General features: G+C 72.3%; 16 protein-coding genes. 6 read left to right on the top strand and 10 right to left on the bottom strand.

From position 1 onward, the window contains the following. Positions 1-150: 150 nt before the first annotated feature. The 4 genes from GKS42_RS09590 to GKS42_RS09575 form a co-directional block, all read right to left on the bottom strand. Positions 151-384, bottom strand: coding sequence for a biotin/lipoyl-containing protein (locus GKS42_RS09590; protein WP_154793619.1), 234 nt, complete (start codon positions 382-384; stop codon positions 151-153). Next, entirely contained in the window at positions 381-1,421 is a 1,041-nt protein-coding gene (locus tag GKS42_RS09585) for an alpha-ketoacid dehydrogenase subunit beta (RefSeq protein ID WP_154793618.1), read from the bottom strand. Before GKS42_RS09585 ends, GKS42_RS09590 begins: the two co-directional genes overlap by 4 nt. Beyond that, on the bottom strand, positions 1,418-2,443 hold the full coding sequence (locus tag GKS42_RS09580; RefSeq protein WP_154793617.1) for a thiamine pyrophosphate-dependent dehydrogenase E1 component subunit alpha: 1,026 nt from the start codon (positions 2,441-2,443) through the stop codon (positions 1,418-1,420). The genes GKS42_RS09585 and GKS42_RS09580 overlap by 4 nt, the downstream gene beginning before the upstream one ends. 78 nt (positions 2,444-2,521) lie before the next feature. Continuing rightward, complete coding sequence (locus GKS42_RS09575) at positions 2,522-3,271, bottom strand: IclR family transcriptional regulator (protein WP_210769344.1); 750 nt, start codon at positions 3,269-3,271, stop codon at positions 2,522-2,524. Positions 3,272-3,592: 321 nt separating this feature from the next. On the opposite strand from GKS42_RS09575, the gene GKS42_RS09570 reads away from it, so the two are divergent. Beyond that, positions 3,593-3,922 (top strand): PadR family transcriptional regulator, encoded by a 330-nt coding sequence (locus GKS42_RS09570; protein ID WP_154793616.1) that lies wholly within the window; start codon positions 3,593-3,595, stop codon positions 3,920-3,922. Then, a complete protein-coding gene (locus GKS42_RS09565; RefSeq protein ID WP_154793615.1) occupies positions 3,922-5,172 on the top strand; it encodes a hypothetical protein in 1,251 nt (416 codons plus the stop codon). The genes GKS42_RS09570 and GKS42_RS09565 overlap by 1 nt, the downstream gene beginning before the upstream one ends. 12 nt (positions 5,173-5,184) lie before the next feature. Here GKS42_RS09565 and GKS42_RS09560 read toward each other — a convergent pair whose 3' ends face one another. Next, positions 5,185-5,655 (bottom strand): MarR family transcriptional regulator, encoded by a 471-nt coding sequence (locus tag GKS42_RS09560; RefSeq protein WP_207632218.1) that lies wholly within the window; start codon positions 5,653-5,655, stop codon positions 5,185-5,187. Between the two features lie 49 nt (positions 5,656-5,704). On the opposite strand from GKS42_RS09560, the gene GKS42_RS09555 reads away from it, so the two are divergent. Both GKS42_RS09555 and GKS42_RS09550 read left to right on the top strand, forming a co-directional pair. Then, on the top strand, positions 5,705-6,250 hold the full coding sequence (locus tag GKS42_RS09555; RefSeq protein WP_154793614.1) for a hypothetical protein: 546 nt from the start codon (positions 5,705-5,707) through the stop codon (positions 6,248-6,250). Positions 6,251-6,308: 58 nt separating this feature from the next. After that, the gene (locus GKS42_RS09550; RefSeq protein ID WP_154793613.1) at positions 6,309-7,151 is read left to right on the top strand and encodes an NAD-dependent epimerase/dehydratase family protein; all 843 of its coding nucleotides are present in this window, start codon (positions 6,309-6,311) and stop codon (positions 7,149-7,151) included. 6 nt (positions 7,152-7,157) lie between these two features. Here GKS42_RS09550 and GKS42_RS09545 read toward each other — a convergent pair whose 3' ends face one another. The 4 genes from GKS42_RS09545 to GKS42_RS09530 are packed head-to-tail and all read right to left on the bottom strand — an operon-like array spanning position 7,158 to position 10,072. Continuing rightward, positions 7,158-7,970, bottom strand: coding sequence for an ABC transporter permease (locus GKS42_RS09545; protein WP_232847995.1), 813 nt, complete (start codon positions 7,968-7,970; stop codon positions 7,158-7,160). Next, entirely contained in the window at positions 7,971-8,879 is a 909-nt protein-coding gene (locus GKS42_RS09540) for an ABC transporter permease (RefSeq protein ID WP_210769343.1), read from the bottom strand. After that, a complete protein-coding gene (locus GKS42_RS09535; protein ID WP_154793612.1) occupies positions 8,876-9,796 on the bottom strand; it encodes an ABC transporter ATP-binding protein in 921 nt (306 codons plus the stop codon). The genes GKS42_RS09540 and GKS42_RS09535 overlap by 4 nt, the downstream gene beginning before the upstream one ends. Before the next feature lie 45 nt (positions 9,797-9,841). Then, positions 9,842-10,072: a DUF3046 domain-containing protein gene (locus GKS42_RS09530; protein ID WP_154793611.1), complete on the bottom strand. Its 231-nt coding sequence runs from the start codon at positions 10,070-10,072 to the stop codon at positions 9,842-9,844. A gap of 73 nt (positions 10,073-10,145) precedes the next feature. Between GKS42_RS09530 and GKS42_RS09525 the strand changes: the two genes are divergently transcribed. Together GKS42_RS09525 and GKS42_RS09520 are read left to right on the top strand one after the other, a co-directional pair. Continuing rightward, entirely contained in the window at positions 10,146-14,978 is a 4,833-nt protein-coding gene (locus GKS42_RS09525; protein ID WP_210769396.1) for a DEAD/DEAH box helicase, read from the top strand. Positions 14,979-14,985: 7 nt separating this feature from the next. Then, the gene (locus tag GKS42_RS09520) at positions 14,986-15,771 is read left to right on the top strand and encodes a DNA-formamidopyrimidine glycosylase family protein (RefSeq protein ID WP_154793609.1); all 786 of its coding nucleotides are present in this window, start codon (positions 14,986-14,988) and stop codon (positions 15,769-15,771) included. A 7-nt stretch (positions 15,772-15,778) separates the two neighbouring features. Here GKS42_RS09520 and GKS42_RS09515 read toward each other — a convergent pair whose 3' ends face one another. Next, entirely contained in the window at positions 15,779-16,792 is a 1,014-nt protein-coding gene (locus tag GKS42_RS09515; protein WP_154793608.1) for a LacI family DNA-binding transcriptional regulator, read from the bottom strand. Positions 16,793-16,964 lie beyond the last annotated feature (172 nt).

Genomic DNA, 16,964 nt, shown 5'->3' with positions numbered 1-16,964 from the left:
CGGAGCACCGGGACAAGACGTTTTCTCCCGCGCGGACGACGACGTCCACGGTCGGCGGCGCACCCGAAGCACCTCCGCCGTCGGGCCTGGACGATGGAGCACGGGGCGCCGGGTCCTTCGGATGGATTCCCGGCGCCCCGTGGCCTGTTCCTACTCGATGCGCGCGATGGGCGCGCCCTGGACGACGGCCTCGTCCTCGGACACGAGCAGGCTGACGGTGCCCGCGACGGGGGCGGTCACCTCGGCGTCGACCTTGTCCACCTGGACCTCGCCGAGCAGTTGACCGGAGGCCACGGTGTCGCCGTCGGCGACGAACCAGGTGGCCAGCACCCCCTCGGTCTCGGGCTTGGTCTGGTCCAGGACGGGAAAGACGACGTCGGTCATGGGAGCACGCTCCGGATGGCCGCCTCGATCCGGTCGTGGCGGGGCAGGACGGCGTACTCAAGGGATCGGGCGTACGGGATCGGTACGTCCGGGACGGCCACCCGCCGAACCGCGGTGAGCAGCGTCGGGTCGGCCTCGACCACCCCGGCCACGACCTCCCCGGACAGTCCGAACGAGAGGTAGTCCTCGTCCACGACGACGAGCCGGCGGGTCTTGGCCACGGACGCCAGGATCGCCTCCCGGTCCAGCGGGACCACCGAGCGCAGGTCGAGGACCTCCACGTCGATGCCCTCGCCGGCGAGCGTGTCCGCGACGTCGAGCACGTGGTGCACCGAGAGCGAGAGGGTGACCACGGTGACGTCGGTGCCGGCCCGCGCGACGGCGGCCTTCCCGATCGGCACCGTGTACTCACCCTCGGGAACCAGGTCGATGGACCGCCGGTTCTTGGCCATCCAGGGCAGGCCCATGATGCCCTTGTGGAACATGTAGACCACGGGTGAGTCGTCGCGGATGGCGGAGGTCATCAAGCCCTTCGCGTCCGCCGGGTTGGACGGGACGACCACCTTCATCCCCGGCAGGTGGGCGAACGTGCCCCACAGTGTCTGGGAGTGCTGCCCACCGTCGGAGTAGCCGCCGCCGACGGCCGTGGTGAGCACCATCGGGACCTTCACGCGGCCTCCGGAGAAGTAGCCGATCTTGGCCATGTGGTTGTAGATCTGGTCCAGGCACACGCCCATGAAGTCGGCGAACATGAGCTCGGCGATCGGCCGCATTCCCTCCGTCGCGGCCCCGACGGCGAGCCCGATGAACCCGGTCTCCGAGATCGGGGTGTCGATGATCCGCTTCGGGCCGAACTGCTCCAGCAGGCCGGTGGTCGAGGAGAAGATGCCCCCGTACGCGCCGACGTCCTCACCGAGGTAGAACACGGACTCGTCGCGTTCCATCTCCTGTGCGATGGCCTCGACCATCGCCTTGGAGGTGCTCAGCCGCCGCCCGCCCTTGGCCTGCGGTGCCTGCTCGGTGTCGGTGAGAGTCATGACTGCGCCTCCTCGGCGAACACGTACAGGGCCGCGTCGGCGGGGTCCGGCTCGGGGCTGTCCTTGGCGAAGGTGATGGCGTCCTCGACCTGCGCGCTCGCCTGCGCGCGGACCCGGGCGACGGTGGCGTCGTCCAGCACGTGCGCGGACCTGAGCCGGTCCTCGTACGCGGGGATCGGGTCATGGCTGGCGACGTCGGCGAGATCGGGCCGGTAGCCCTGGGCGTCGCCCTCGAAGTGGCCCCACATCCGCAGGGTGTGCACCTCGATCAGGCTCGGCCCGCTCCCGGCACGGGCCCGCGCCACGGCACGCCCGGCCGCCTCGTGGACGGCCTCGACGTCGTTGCCCTCGACCCGGTGCCCGGGCATGCCGTACGCGGCGGCCCGGTCGGCGTTGTTCGGGATCGACGTGGACGCCGAGCGCGGCACCGAGATGCCCCAGTCGTTGTCCTCGACGACGAACACGACGGGCAGGTTCCACAGCGCCGCGAGGTTCAGGGACTCGTGGAAGGCACCCTGGTTCGCGGCGCCCTCCCCGGTGACGGCGACCGCGATCGCGTCGGTGCCGCGGCTTCGGAACGCGAAAGCCATGCCGAGCGCCGGCGGGTAGCCCTCGGCGATGATCCCGGAGCAGGAGAAGTGGGTGTCCGGGTCGAACAGGTGCATGTGCCCGCCTCGCCCGCGGCCGAGCCCGGTGGTCCGGCCGAAGATCTCCGCGGCCATGGGGCGCAGCGCCATCCCGTGGGCGATCGCGAAGTGGTGCGGGCGGTGCGTGGCCGTCACCGCGTCGTCGGCGGTGAGGTGGGCGCAGACGCCGGCGGAGACCGGCTCCTGCCCGGCCGCCAGGTGCATCTCGCCGGGGACGAGACCCTTCCCGATGTCGAAGCCCGGTCCCTTGTCTGCGTGGTACTCACGCAGGATCGCTTCCTCGAAGGTGCGCACGAGCACCATCGAGGCGTAGAGGCCGAGGCGGGTCTCGGTGCTGAGCTCCTGCACCGCCGGCGCAGGTGTGGTCGTCGACATGTTGCCTCCATTGGCTGGTCGTTCCCCTCTGGACAACCAGCCTCATCCCGCGCATCGCGGGTGGCAACGTGCGCTATTTCAGATGGTGATAGCGCCCTCGTCGGTGCTCAGCGCGATCAGCGTGGCGGCGCGGGTCAGCCGCGCGGCACGGGCGAGCACGTCGGCGCCGCGGTGCGCGGGCACCGACACCGCGACGGCAGCCATCGTCCGCGCCGACGGCACCGGCGCGGCGATGCAGACGGTGCCGAGCGAGTACTCCTCGCGGTCCAGCCGGAACCGCGACTGCGTGCCGAGCTGGCGCAGCAGCGCGCGCCGGTCGGTGAGCGTACGCGGCGTGAGGTCCTCGAGTGAGTGGGACTCGATGTAGTCGCGGCGCGCGTCGTCGGGCAGCACCGAGAGCACCGCCTTGCCGAGCGCGGTGGCGTGGGCGGCATCGTGGAAGCCCACCCACAGGTCCGCACGTGGCGCGGTCGGGCTGTCGACGATGTCCCGCAGCTGGATCTCGCCGTCCACGAGCACGGACAGATAGGCCGCGGCGCCGAGGTCGGCGTGCAGTCCGCTCAGGATCTCGTGGGCCCGGTCGGTGCGCAGACCACCCACCTTCGTACCGCGGAGCCGGTCGACGTGGTCGCCGATCACGTACCCCGCGGCGGTGCGAGCCAGGTAGTCCTCGTGCACGAGCGTGCGGAGCAGGTGGTAGACGGTCGGCAGCGGCGTGCCGGTCCGGCTCGCGAGCTGCTTGGCGGTGACCGGCACATCCGACTCGGCCACCTCGTCGAGCAGCCGCAGGGCTCGCACCACCGAGTGGATCATGGTCGGCTCCGCCACGAGGACCTCCTTTCACCGGAGCGTAGCCCGCGCGGCGCCGGCGGGCAGCCCGATCGGGCCTGCCCTCGATGCCGCCAACGTGTCATCGTGCGGCCCACCGCCACGCGCTCGCCGCACGATCGCGCTCTCGGCAGGACTCCCACCGGCGCGGGTGCGGTTGTGCGGCCCACAAGCCGGTTCCGCCGCACAATCACACTCTCGGCGGACCCGGTCGAGGGATACGACACGCCGACGGCGCATCGCGCAGTACCGCACATCGCGCAGTAGTGTGCAGTGCATTGGGTGGTGGCCGATGGTCGCCCGCGCGATCAAGGAGTGGCGATGGACACGACACAGATGCTCAAGGGCGTGCTCGACCTGGCCGTGCTCGCCGTGGTCCGGGCCGAGGACGGCTACGGCTACGACGTGGTGCGGCGGCTGCGCGGCGCCGGACTGACCGACGTGGGCGACGCCTCGGTGTACGGCACCCTGCGGCGCCTGTACGCCGCCGGTGCGCTCACCAGTTACGTGGTGCCCTCGGACGAGGGACCGCACCGCAAGTACTACGGCATCACCCCGCAGGGCCGGGCCTCCCTGGACCTGCAGACCAAGCACTGGCACGAGTTCGCGCACACCATGACCGATCTTCTCGACCTGGCGGAGGCACACTGATGTCCACCCTGACGCAATCGGATGCCGTGGCTGCCTACGCCGCCGCCGTCCGGGACCACCTGGCCGCGCTCGACGCGGAGACCCTGGACGAGCTCACCGGCGGACTCCAGGCGGACCTCACCGACGCCCTCCTCGACGAGGTCGCGGACCCAGCGGCGCTGGCCGGGCTCGATGCCGCGGCCCTGGCCACCCGGTTCGGGGATCCGAGCACCTATGCCGAGGAGCTGCGCGAGGCCGCCGGGATCGAGCTGCCACCCGCCGGGCCACGCCCGCGCCGCACGCTCGGGCGGGTGCTCTCCGATGCGGGCGCCGAACTGGTGACCGACTGGCGCCGCCTGGCCGAGGACAACCGCTGGGTGCGGGCCGTCGCCGGGTTCGTCGCGGCCCTGCGGCCGGTGTGGTGGCTGCTGCGCGCCTGGGTGGTCTTCGTGATCCTTCGGGCCATGTCCGGAACGGGACCGGTGCCGCACTCGCTCGGGGCCTGGCTGTTCCTGATCGCGCTCGTGGTGGCGAGCGTGCAGTGGGGCCGGGGCAGCTTCGGGCAGGGCCGCCGGGTCCATGCGGTCCTGCTGACGGCAAGCACCATCTGTGCCGTCGCCGCGCTGCCGGTCTTCGTACTCTCCGCCTCGTACATCGCCCAGGACGGCAACGGCGACTACGAGTCAGGATGGCAGAGCGGCTTCAGCAGTGGCATCGCGGAGGCGACGAACGACGGCGTGCAGGTCGACGGCGTTGCGGCGACGAACCTGTTCGTCTACGGCGCGGACGGCGCCCCGATCACGGATGCGCGCATCGTCGATCAGGACGGCAAGCCCGTGGTGCTCACCGAGCCCGAGCTTGGTCGGTCGTGGGCGCAGTGGGGTGGCGAGTCGACCTGGGGCGACATTCCGCTCGGGGCGACGGACCCCCAGATCCCGCTGAACGCCTTCCCGTACACCTTCTATGCGGTGGAAGACGTCGAACCGGGCGCGAACGGGCTCCTCGTACCGAGCCCCGGCGCCCTCGCGATCGAGCCGGTCTGGCCGGCGCCTTCCCTGTTCCCGCTCGAGCGTGCGATGACCGGCGACCCGGCCACCGACCCTGAGGCGACCGAGGACGCGACGGCGACGGACGGCGCGGTCGGCGAGGATGAGGCCGCAGACCCGGCCGACCCGGTCGAGCCACCCGACGATGCGACCGCGACGCCTGACGCACCCACCACGGAGCCGAGCACATCTGCCGACGATGGTCCGCCGTCGGGCACTCCGTGACGGCCGGCTGTCCTACGTCTCGCGCCGGGCCGCGATCGCCGCGGCCTGGCCGCGCAGCGCGGCACTCGACAGAGCGACCCACTCGGCTATCGCAACGAGCTGTTCCGGGCTGAACCGCGCGGTCACCTCGGCCATCGCAGTGCTGAGGCCCGCGAACGCCTCGGCCACCCGGGGGTCGGCGGGCCGGGACGCCGTCACCACGAGGCGCCGCCGGTCCCCCGGGTCCCGCTCGCGGCGGGCCAGCCCGGTGCGTTCGAGGCGGTCCACCAGTCCGGTCACTGCGCCGGCCGTCAGCGCCGTGCGCTCGGCCAGTTCGCCGGCGGACATCGGTCCCTCCCGGCCCAGGATGCCGAGCGCCTTGTGGTCCGCGGCGGACAGTCCCATCAGGGAGCCGATCGCCTCGTGGAACAGCACGACGGCGTCGCTCAGCTCGGCCCCCAGCCGGTCCGGCTCGGGCATCTGGACAGGTTGTGCATCGGCCATGGTCACATCCTCCACCTTCTGTTACCTTTTAGTCTACTGAATCATTTAGATGACTGAAGGGATTGAGGAGATGCGGTGGAGCGGGGCATGGGGCGAGGCGATCCGGGTGTTCGGGGCGTCCGGCGGATTCTTCATCCGGCACTACCCGATCGTGTTCGCGTTCGGCGCGGTGGCGTCGGTGCAGCGGTTCCTCGCCGTCGGCGGTGACGAGCGGTACGCGTGGGCGGGCGGGGTCGGCGGCGAGGTGGTGACGGCGGCGGTGCGGGTGCTGTTCCTGGCCTGGGTGATCCGGCGCGCGTTCGCGGACACCGACGTGCCGTGGTCCGAGGTGGGTGCCCGGCTGGGCCGGTTCGTCGACGGTCGGACCGGAGTGCTGCTTGCGAGCGCCGCGCTCCTGGTTGCTCTGACGATCGTCGCGAAGGTGATCCCCGACGCCATCGGGGCGAGCCTGGACGCGTCCGCGCAGGCGACGTACCAGTCCTGGGAGCTGGCTATCAAGAACGTGACGGTCATCCCGTTCACGATGGTCTGGCTGACGATGCTGGCACGGCACGCCGTCACCGTCCCGGCGACGGCGGCAGTCACCGCCGGGTGAGCCGCGGCGATGCCCCTCGGATCGCGGCGGCATCGGGCGGTGGGCGTACTCTCGGCCCATGCACATCGCGGTGACCGGGGCGTCCGGCAAGTTGGGTCGAGTCGTGGTGACGTACCTGCGCGAGGCGGGTCACGCCGTCGTCGCCCTTGATCGGTACGGCGAGCGCGGGCCGGGCTTCACGCGCGTGGACCTGACCGACCACGGGCAGGTGGTGGACGCACTGGCCGGCATCGACGGCTCCCATGACGGGCTGGACGCCATCGTGCACCTCGCCGCGATCCCGGCGCCCGGCCTCGCCAGCGACGTCGCCACGTTCGAGAACAACATCCTGTCCACGTTCCACGTGTTCCAGGCCGCCAGGCGTCTCGGGATCCGGAACATCGCGTACGCCTCCAGTGAGACCGTGCTCGGGCTCCCGTTCGACACGCCGCCCCCGTACCTCCCGGTGGACGAGGAGTACCCGGCGCGGCCGGAGTCGACCTACTCCCTCGTGAAGCACCTCGAGGAGACGATGGCGATCGAGCTGACCCGCTGGGACCCGGCACTGAAGATCATCGCGCTGAGGTTCTCCAACGTGATGTCCCCCGCGGACTATGAGGCGTTCCCGTTCGACGCGGACCCGTTCGCGCGCAAGTGGAACCTGTGGTCCTACATCGATGCCCGCGACGGCGCGCAGGCCGTGCTGCGGGCGCTCGAGTTCGACGGAACCGGGTTCGACCGGTTCATCATCGCCTCGCCGGACACGGTGACGACGCGCCCGAACGCCGAGCTCGTGGCCGAGGTCTTCCCGGACGTGCCCCGCACGCGCGACCTGGGCGAACACGACACCATGCTCTCGATCGACAAGGCCCGCCGCGTCCTCGGCTACGCCCCGGTGCACTCGTGGCGGGACGGACGCTGACGGCACTCAGGTGAGCAACAGCTTCCCGATCCGGCGGGTGGTGGCCCAGAGGCCGAACGCGGAGAACGCCGCGAGGTAGGCGACGTGGACCAGCAGGCCCACATGCAGGTCCCCCATCGTCAGAGCGCGGACCAGATCCACGCCGTGATAGAGCGGCGTCGCCTGAACCACCCATTGCAGCGCCGGCGGGTAGGTCGCGAGCGGGTAGAAGGTCGCCGAGAACAGGAACATCGGCAGGATCGCGAGCTGCACGTAGTCCATGTCGTTCCACGATCGCATGTAGGTGGTGGCGGCCATGCCGACGGCGGCGAAGCCGAGCCCGATCAGTGTGCAGGCCGGGATTGCGAGCAGGGCCCACCAGGACGGGACGAACCCGGCCACCGCCGCGACGAGCAGGAACGCAGCCGAGTAGATCAGACCGCGCAGCAGCGCCCAGGAGATCTCCCCCACCGCGATGTCCCACGGCCGTAGTGGCGTGGACAGCACGGACCGGTAGAGCTTGGAGTGCTTGAGCTTGTAGAAGACGTTGCCGGTGGAGTCGTAGACGGCGCCGTTCATCGCCGACGTCGCCATCATCGCCGGCGCAACGAACACCGCGTACGGGACCTCACGGCCGGCGACCTCGACAGAGCCGACCAGCGCCCCGATGCCCACGCCCATCGCGAACAGGTAGAACACCGGCTCGAAGAAGCCGGAGACGAAGGTGAGCCAGTAGTGCCTGGCGGCGCGCAGGTTGCGCTCCACGAGCGCAGCGGGGCGGGCCATCGCGACCGGGAACGGCAGTGCCCGGCGGGACGTGGGGGTGCTGGTCGTGGCCACTCAGACCACCATCCGACGCCGCAGGCCGCGCACCGCGAGCAGGTAGCCCACCCCGGCCCAGAGCACGAGGTAGGCGAGGTGGACCGCGAACCGCCACGGCTCGAGCCAGAGTGCAGAGTCCGTGCCCAGGCCGAGCGCCCGGGTGAGCGCGACCGTGTGGGTCAGCGGCGAGACCCAACCGAACACCTGCAGGGCGACGGGCAGCTGGGTGAGCGGGAAGAACGTCCCGGAGAACAGGAACAGCGGCATGATGATGAACCGCTGCAGCACATTGAAGCCCTGCTCGCTGTCGATGGTCGCGGAGAACGCGTAGATCGGGGTCGCGAACGCGAGGCCGCCGAGCACCGCGGCGGGCACCGCGGCCAGGGCGAGCGGTCCGTCCATGGCCCGCAGTGCGAGCGCGACGCCCACGAACACCCCGGCGACGAGGGTCAGGCGCATCAACACGTAGACGAGGTGGCCGCGGACCAGGTCCACCACGCGCAGCGGCGTCACCAGCATCGCGTCGTAGGTGTGCAACCACTTGATCGCGCCGAACACGTTGTAGGTGGTCTCGGCGGACGCCGTCATCATCGCCTGCGCGGCCACCAGCCCGGTCGCGACGAAGGCCACGTACGGCACCCCGGGCACGGCCGTGCGGTCCCCGGAGTCGATGAGCGCCCCGAGTCCGTAACCCATCCCGGCCAGGTAGAGCAGCGGGGCCAGGAACGAGGAGATCACCGTGGAGCGCCAGATCCGCTTGTAGACGGCGAACCAGTAGCCGAACACGGCTCGCCAGCCACCCCCGGCGAGACGCGGCGCCGGACCCGCCTCGCGCCCGGTTCCGTCGACGGCGGAACCTCCTCCCGGGGCGACCTCACCCGGGGAGCCGGGCTGCGCCGTCGGGCTCTGCTCGTCCGCCCGGCTCACTCGACCAGGCTCCGCCCTGTCAGCCGCAGGAACACGTCCTCGAGCGAGGCACGGCGCACCAGGGCCGAGAGCGGGTGCACACCGCGCGCGGCGACCGTCTCGAGGGCGCCGTCGCCGTCGTGGACGTAGAGCAGGAGCCGGTCGGCGAGGACCTCGACCCGCTCGGCGATGCCGGCGACGTCCGCGACGTGCTCGGCGTGATCGGCGGCGTCGAAGCGCAGTTCGAGCACCTCACGGGAGGCGTGCTGGGTGATCAGCGACCGGGGCGAGCCCTCCGCGACGATCCGGCCGTGGTCCATCACCACGAGCCGGTCGCAGAGCTGCTCCGCCTCGTCCATGTAGTGCGTGGTGAGCACGAGCGTGACGCCGTCCCGCTTGAGCCGGAACAGCCGGTCCCACAGGACGTGCCGGGCCTGCGGGTCCAGGCCCGTGGTCGGCTCGTCGAGGAGCAGCAGGCTCGGCTCGTTGATGAGCGCGCGGGCGATGGTCAGCCGGCGCTTCATCCCGCCGGACAGCGACTCGACGACGGCGTCGGTCTTCTCCGTCAGTTGCGCGAACTCGAGCAGGGGTCCGGTGCGCGCCCGCACCTGCTCGCGGGAGAGGCCGAAGTAGCGGCCGTAGACGAGGAGGTTCTCGCGCACCCGCAGCTCCTCGTCGAGGGCGTCGGTCTGCGGCACCACGCCCAGGCGCGCCTTGATCGCCGACGCATGCGTGGCCGGATCCATGCCGAACACGCGCAGCTCGCCGCCGGAGACCGGGGAGGTGGCGCCGATCATGCGCATCGTGGAGGTCTTGCCGGCGCCGTTCGGGCCGAGGAATCCGAAGGACTCCCCCGCGGCGACCTCGACGTCGATGCCGTCGACGGCGACGAAGTCACCGAACGTCTTGCGCAGGCCGGTGCCGCGGATCAGGGACATGGCTCTATGTCACCACATCTGCCGGGTTGCTAGCAACCTAACACCCTAACGTCGCTTCGACTTGTGATCGGCCGTGCGGTGGTGCCAGCGCACCGACTCCGGGAGTTCGTTGACGGTGCAGATCGCCTCCCACACCCGCTGCGGGTTCTCCCCGTCCGCGAGTGCCTCGTTCGCGGTGCGGCCGTTCAGCGGCGCGAGGACGAGGTCCTGCGCCAGGGAGGCGCCGTAGCGACCGAACGTGTCCTCCATGGCGGCCCAGAACTCGGAGTGCTTCACGCGGGCCAGCGTAGGTCACCCCACCGACAACGCGTGCGCACCGGGCGATCCGATGTCGGCGGCCCGGGGCAGAATGACCCAGGTGACCACGGAGGCGAGCGAGCGGGTGCTGGCAGGCTTCAGCGCGCCGACCCGGGCCTGGTTCTCGGGTGCGTTCGACGCCCCCACCTCCGCGCAGGCCGGGGCCTGGGAGGCGATCTCGTCCGGGCACCATGCGCTCGTGGTCGCCCCGACTGGTTCCGGCAAGACGCTCGCCGCCTTCCTGTGGGCGCTGGACCACCTGCTCCTCGCGCCGCCGCCGGCGCAGCGGGAGCGGCGCTGCCGGGTGCTGTACGTCTCACCGCTGAAGGCGCTGGCCACGGACGTCGAACGGAACCTGCGCTCGCCGCTGGTGGGCATCACCCGACTGGCCACCGGCCTTGGCGAGCCGGTCAACGACGTGCGGGTCGGCGTGCGGACCGGGGACACGCCCGCCTCGGAACGGCGGTCGTTCGGGACGAAGCCACCGGACATCCTGATCACCACGCCGGAGTCGCTGTTCCTGGTGCTGACGTCGGCCGCGCGCGAGGGCCTGCGCGGGGTGGAGTACGTGATCCTGGACGAGGTACACGCGCTCGCCGGGAACAAGCGCGGCGCCCACCTGGCCCTCTCGCTCGAGCGGCTGGACGCCCTGCTGGACGCACCGGCGCAGCGGATCGGGCTGTCCGCGACCGTGCAGCCGGTGGACACCGTGGCCGGGTACCTGGCCGGCGCCCGGTCCCTGGCCGACGGTGGCCGCACCACCCGGATCGTGCAGCCGAGCGTGGACAAGGAGCTGCGGATCGACGTGGTGGTCCCGGTCCCGGACCTGGCGGACGTCGCCGGAACCCCAACGGCGTCCCGCGGCCCCGGCACCGAGGCGTTCGATCCGCTCGGGGTCGTCTCCGGCGACGCCGCGCCCGACGGCGGGGCTCACCTCGATCTGTCCGGTGACGCGGCGGGCGCCGCGCCGCAGGCGCGACAGCCGTCCGGCGGGTCGATCTGGCCGCACGTCACCGAGCGGGTCGTCGACCTGATCACCTCGCACCGGTCCACGATCGTCTTCACGAACTCCCGCCGCGGCGCGGAGCGGCTCACGGCCCGGATCAACGAGGTCCAGGCGGAGCGGCTCGGACTCGCTCCGGACGTCGACGCGGGCGCCGCGCAGGCCGCGCAGACGCCGGCCCAGTCCGGGACCGGGCTCGCACTACCAGCGGATGCGATCATCGCCCGTGCCCACCACGGGTCGATGAGCCGCGAGGAGCGGACCTCCATCGAGTCCGCACTGAAGTCCGGGGTCCTGCCCGCCGTGGTGGCCACCAGTTCCCTCGAGCTCGGCATCGACATGGGCGCGGTGGACCTCGTGGTGCAGGTGGGTGCACCGCCGTCGGTGGCGAGCGCGTTGCAGCGGATCGGCCGGGCCGGGCACCAGGTGGGAGCCCTGTCCCACGGGGTCGTCCTGCCCACGCACCGGGGTGACCTGCTCGCTGCCGCGACCACGTCGGTGCGGGCACGCGAAGGCCAGATCGAAGCGGTCACGGTGCCGGCGAACCCGCTGGACGTGCTGGCCCAGCAGATCGTAGCGATGACGGCCCTCGACGTCTGGGACGTCGGCGAGCTGACCACGCTGGTGCGCCGGGCCGCGCCGTTCGCGGACCTCGGGCCCGGGGTCCTCGCCGCCGTGCTGGACATGCTCGCCGGGCGCTACCCCAGCGAGGACTTCGCCGAGCTGCGCCCGCGGATCGTCTGGGACCGGATCGCCGGCACCCTGGCCGGCCGCCCGGGCGCGCTGCGGCTGGCCGCGACCAGCGGCGGCACCATCCCGGACCGCGGCCTCTACGGCGTCTACGTGGTGGGTCAGGAGACCAGCGCGCGGGGCGGCAAACGGGTCGGCGAGCTCGACGAGGAGATGGTCTACGAATCCCGGGTGGGCGACACGTTCACCCTCGGCTCGAGCACGTGGCGGATCGAGGACATCACCCCGGACCGGGTGCTCGTCTCCCCCGCGCCGGGGCTGCCAGGGCGGCTGCCGTTCTGGAAGGGCGATGCCCCGGGCCGGCCCGCTGAGCTGGGCCGGGCGATCGGCGCGATGATCCGGGAGATCGGCGCGGCCGCCTTCGCGCCCGAGTCACTCGAGGACTGGGGCCTGGACGACTGGGCCCGGGACAACCTGCTCGCCTACCTGCGCGATCAGGAGGCCGCGACCGGGCGGCTGAGCACCGACCGGACGATCGTGGTGGAGCGGTTCCGGGACGAGCTCGGGGACTGGCGGGTGGTGATCCACTCCCCCTACGGCGCGAAGGTGCACGCCCCGTGGGCGCTCGTGCTCGCGGCGAACCTGCGCCGCCGGTTCGGCATGGACGTGGCCGCGATGCACTCCGATGACGGGATCGTGCTGCGCCTGCCGGACACCGCGGACGTCTGGGACGCCGACTGGGACACCAGCGGTGCCGAGAACACAGCCGACCCCGGCGCCACCGTCAGGGCCGGCGAGGTACCGCTGGAGGATCTGCTCCTGGAACCCGACGCGACCTCGCGCGAGGTGGTCGCGGCACTGGCCGGCTCGGCCCACTTCGCGGCCCGGTTCCGGGAGGCAGCAGCACGGTCCCTGCTGCTGCCGCGACGGCGCCCGGACAAGCGCCAGCCACTCTGGCAGCAGCGCCAGCGCAGCGCCCAGCTGCTCTCGGTAGCCGCCGAGTATCCGGACTTCCCGGTGGTGCTGGAGGCCGTGCGCGAGTGCCTCCAGGACGACTTCGACGTGCCCGCGCTCACGGACCTGATGAGGGCGGTCCAGGGCCGGCGGGTCCGGGTCGTCGAGGTGCACACCTCCCATCCGTCCCCGTTCGCACAGTCCCTGATGTTCGGATATGTCGCCCAGTTCCTGTACGAGGGGGACGCGCCGCTGGCCGAGCGCCGGGCCGCCGCCCTCACCCTCGACCCGACGCTGCTCGCCGAACTGCTCGGCGAGGGCGCGGACGTCGCCGAACTGCTCGACCCGGGCGCACTGGCGTCCGTCGAGGCCGAGGTCGGGCTCCGCACCGAGAACTCCCTTGCGGCTAGTGCCGAGGCCGCGCTCGACCACATCCGTCGGCTCGGGCCGATCACGGACGCCGAACTTGCCACACGGGTGCGCACCCCGGAACTGCTGGACGGCTGGCTCACGGAACTCGCCGCGTCCCGCCGGATCCTCAGCGTCCGGGTCGCCGGGCAGGCGCAGTGGTGCGTGGTCGAGGACGCCGGCCGGCTGCGGGACGCGCTCGGGGTCGCCCTCCCGGTGGGCCTGCCCGAGGCCATGACCGGCCCGGTCCCGACGGCGCTGACGGACCTCGTCCGCCGGCACGCCCGCACCCACGGCCCGTTCCGCGCCGGGCAGGTCGCGGCCCGGTACGGACTTGGCACCGCCGCCCTGGCTCCCGTGCTGCGGGACCTGACCGACCGCGGCCTGGTCGAGTCCGGCACCCTGCGCCCCGCCGACTCGCACACCGCGCAGACCCTCGCCCTGCCCGGCCCCGACTACTGCGACGCCGACGTGCTGCGCCGGATCCGTCGTCGCTCGCTCGCCGTGCTGCGCGCGGAGGTGGAGGCGGTGCCGCCCGAGGCGCTCGGGGTGTTCCTGCCGCGGTGGCACCAGGTACGCCAGCTGCGCGGCGTCGACGGGCTGCTCACCGCCATCGACCAGCTCGCCGGCACGCCCGTGGCCGCCTCGGCGCTGGAATCGCTCGTCCTGCCCACCCGGGTGGTCGACTACGCACCCGAGATGCTCGACGAACTCACCTCCGCCGGTGAGGTCGCCTGGGTCGGGGCCGGTGGCGGGCCCGGCACCGACGGCATGGTCGCACTGCTCACCGCGGACGCCGTGGCCGACCTCGCCCCGCCGGTCGGCTCCGACCCCCCGACGGCGGTGGGCCGGGTGGTGCGCGAGGTGCTCGGCGACGGTGGTGGTCGGTTCTTCCGGGACATCGTGGCCCAGGTCCGCCTCGAGTGGACCGGCACGGACCCCCCGCCGGAGGCCGGTGAGATCCTCGACGCCCTCTGGGACGCGGCCTGGGGCGGAGTCGCCACCAACGACACGCTCACGCCGCTGCGAGCCCGCCTCGGCGCGAAGCCGCGGGCCGGCACCCGCACCAGCCACCGGGCCCGGCCCCGCGGACGGTCGCTGCGCGCCGTGGCGCTGCGCCGACCCGGTGCCAACCCGCTCGGACCTGCGACGCCCGACGACGCCGTCGGGCGGTGGTCCTGCGTCCCGGCCCGTTCGGACGAGGCCCGCCGGGCCACCGCCGCGGCTGTCGCCCTGCTCGAGCGGGACGGGCTGCTGACCCGCGGCACCGTCGGCGACAGGTTCGTCGGCGGGTTCTCGAGCGTGTACCGGGTCCTGGCGGGGCTGGAGGAGACCGGCCAGGTGCGTCGCGGCTACTTCGTCGAGGGCCTCGGTGCCGCACAGTTCGCCCTGCCCGAGAGCGTGGACCGGCTCCGCTCGGACGCCCGCGCCGGCGTCGGCGCCCTGCTGCTGGCGGCCACTGACCCGGCGAACCCCTACGGCGCCGCGCTCGGCTGGCCGGAACCGGTGGGCATGGTGGAGCAGACCAGCGGGCACCGGCCCGGCCGTAAGGTCGGCGCCAGCGTCATCATCGTCGGTGGTGAACTGGTGCTCTACCTCGAACGTGGCGCGAAGGCCCTGCTCTCCTTCACGCGGGACCCGGCAGCCCTCGGACCGGCCGCACTGGAGCTGGCCAAGGTCGCCCGGACCGGCGCCCTCGGGCGGTTCACGGTGCATCGGGCGGACGGCGCACCCGCGCTGTCCGAACGCTCCCCGCTGGTGGCCGCCCTGGCCGAATCCGGGTTCATCGCAACGCCCCGCGGGTTAAGGTTGCGGCAGGACAAGAGGTGAAGCACCGATGCCCGAGGGCGATGTGTTGTTGCGGGTCGCACGGCGGCTCAGCCTCGCGCTGAGCGACCGGCCCCTGCTGCGCGGCGAGCTGCGCTGGCCCAGCCTGGCCGGTCACGACCTGACCGGCCTGCGCTCGGTCGGCACCGTCTCCTACGGCAAGCATCTGCTCACCCGGCTCGATGACGGCCGCACCCTGCACACCCACCTGCGCATGGACGGCACCTGGCAGGTCCGGCACACCGCGGATCCGCCCGAGCCGCTGCGGCGCCCGAACGTCCGGGCCGTGCTCGGCACCGACCAGTGGACCTGCGTCGGGCTGCAGCTGGGCATGATGGATCTGGTCCGCACCCGCGAGGAGGCCTCGCTGCTCCGGCAGCTCGGCCCGGACCTGATGGCCGACGACCCGGACCTCGACACCGCCGTCGCGAACCTGCGGGCAGACCCGGAGCGACCCATCGGAGAGGCCCTGCTGGATCAGTCCGTGGCTGCGGGCATCGGCACGATCTACCTGGCCGAGACGTTGTGGCGGCACCGGATCAACCCGTGGCGATCCTCTTCGGGAGTGCAGGCACCGCGCGAACTGTTCGCGACGGCACACCGACTGATGCGCCGCTCGGCGGACGGCCCGTCCCTGACGGCCACCGGGGACACCCGCGCCGGGCACACCACCCACGTGCACGGGCGCGCGGGGCGCGGCTGCCGACGCTGCCGGACCCTGATCGTGGTCGCCCCGATCGGCGTGGAACCGATGACCAGGCCGGCCTACTACTGCCCCACCTGCCAACCCGACTGAGCCTGTCTCACCGGTGCGGCCCCGCGCCGACCGAGTCCCGCACGGTCAGCCGGCCCTCGATCCGCGCGTCCGGGTCCGAGTTCGGGTGGCCGAGGGCGGCAAGGAGCCGAACGGTCGCGAGCCTGCTCGCCGGTTCGAGCTCCGTGCTGATCGTGGTGAGTGCGGGGGTCACGAGCATGGCCGCGAACGTGTCGTCGAACCCGACCACACTCAGGTCCTCCGGCACCCGGAGCCCACGATCGCGCGCCTGGAGCAGCACGCCGAAGGCGATCAGGTCATTGAACGTCAGCACGGCGGTGCAGCGGCCCTCGAGCTGGGCGAGTGCCTCCCGGCCGCCGTCGATCGTCGGCTCGACCGAGGCCACCACCTGCAGCCGCGCGGTGCTGGCCGCCACCTCACGCTCGAGCAGGGCGAGCCGGTATCGGCTCAGCCACGAGTCCTGCGGGCCGGCGATGAACCCGAGGTCCCGATGGCCCCGACCGACAAGCAGCTCGATCGCGGCGCGGGTCGCGGCACCGACGTCAGGGATCACCGAATCTCGGCCCGCTACCTCACGGTTGACCAGGACGATCGGCGTCCCATCCACGCCTGCCAGTGCCTCGGGAGTCACCCGCGCCGAGCAGGAGACCGCGCCGTCGACGAGCGGCAACAGTCGCTCGAGGATGGTCGTGACCGGTGTTGCGAGATCGTGGGTGTCGGATACGACGACGGTGTAACCGACCCTCGCGGCGGCGTCGGTGACGCCGCGGACGGCGCCGGCGAAGACCGGGTTCGCACTGTCATGGACGAGCAGCCCGATCAACTGCGTCGTGCCGGTCGCCACGGCTCGCGCGAACGGGTTGGCGCGATAGCCCAGCTCGTCCGCGACGGCAAGGATGCGGCGCTCGCTGTCCGCGCTCAGTCGTCCGGGCTGGTTCAGGGCGAGGGAGACGGCAGCCGCGCTCACGCCCGCGGTCCTGGCGATGTCATAGATGGTGGTCCGCCGACGGGGCGTCGCAGCGTCGTTCGGCGTCGTCGGCATGTGGCCTCCCGGTGGTCGTCGCGGTGGCTCCCGCCCGGTGCTGATCCACCGCGGTCTGCTTGAGAGTACGTCACGGCCGGCCGTCCGGGAAACCTTGACAGGACCACTCGTGCATGGCTCAATTGCACCGTGTCAACCGGTTAACAGACTCGAGGGTGAGGATGCGATGAGG

This window comes from Occultella kanbiaonis, from assembly GCF_009708215.1.
GTDB classification, from domain to species: domain Bacteria; phylum Actinomycetota; class Actinomycetes; order Actinomycetales; family Beutenbergiaceae; genus Occultella; species Occultella kanbiaonis.
The sequence above is the reverse complement of the archived record's forward strand: the minus strand, read 5'-3'. Positions and strand labels throughout refer to the sequence as shown.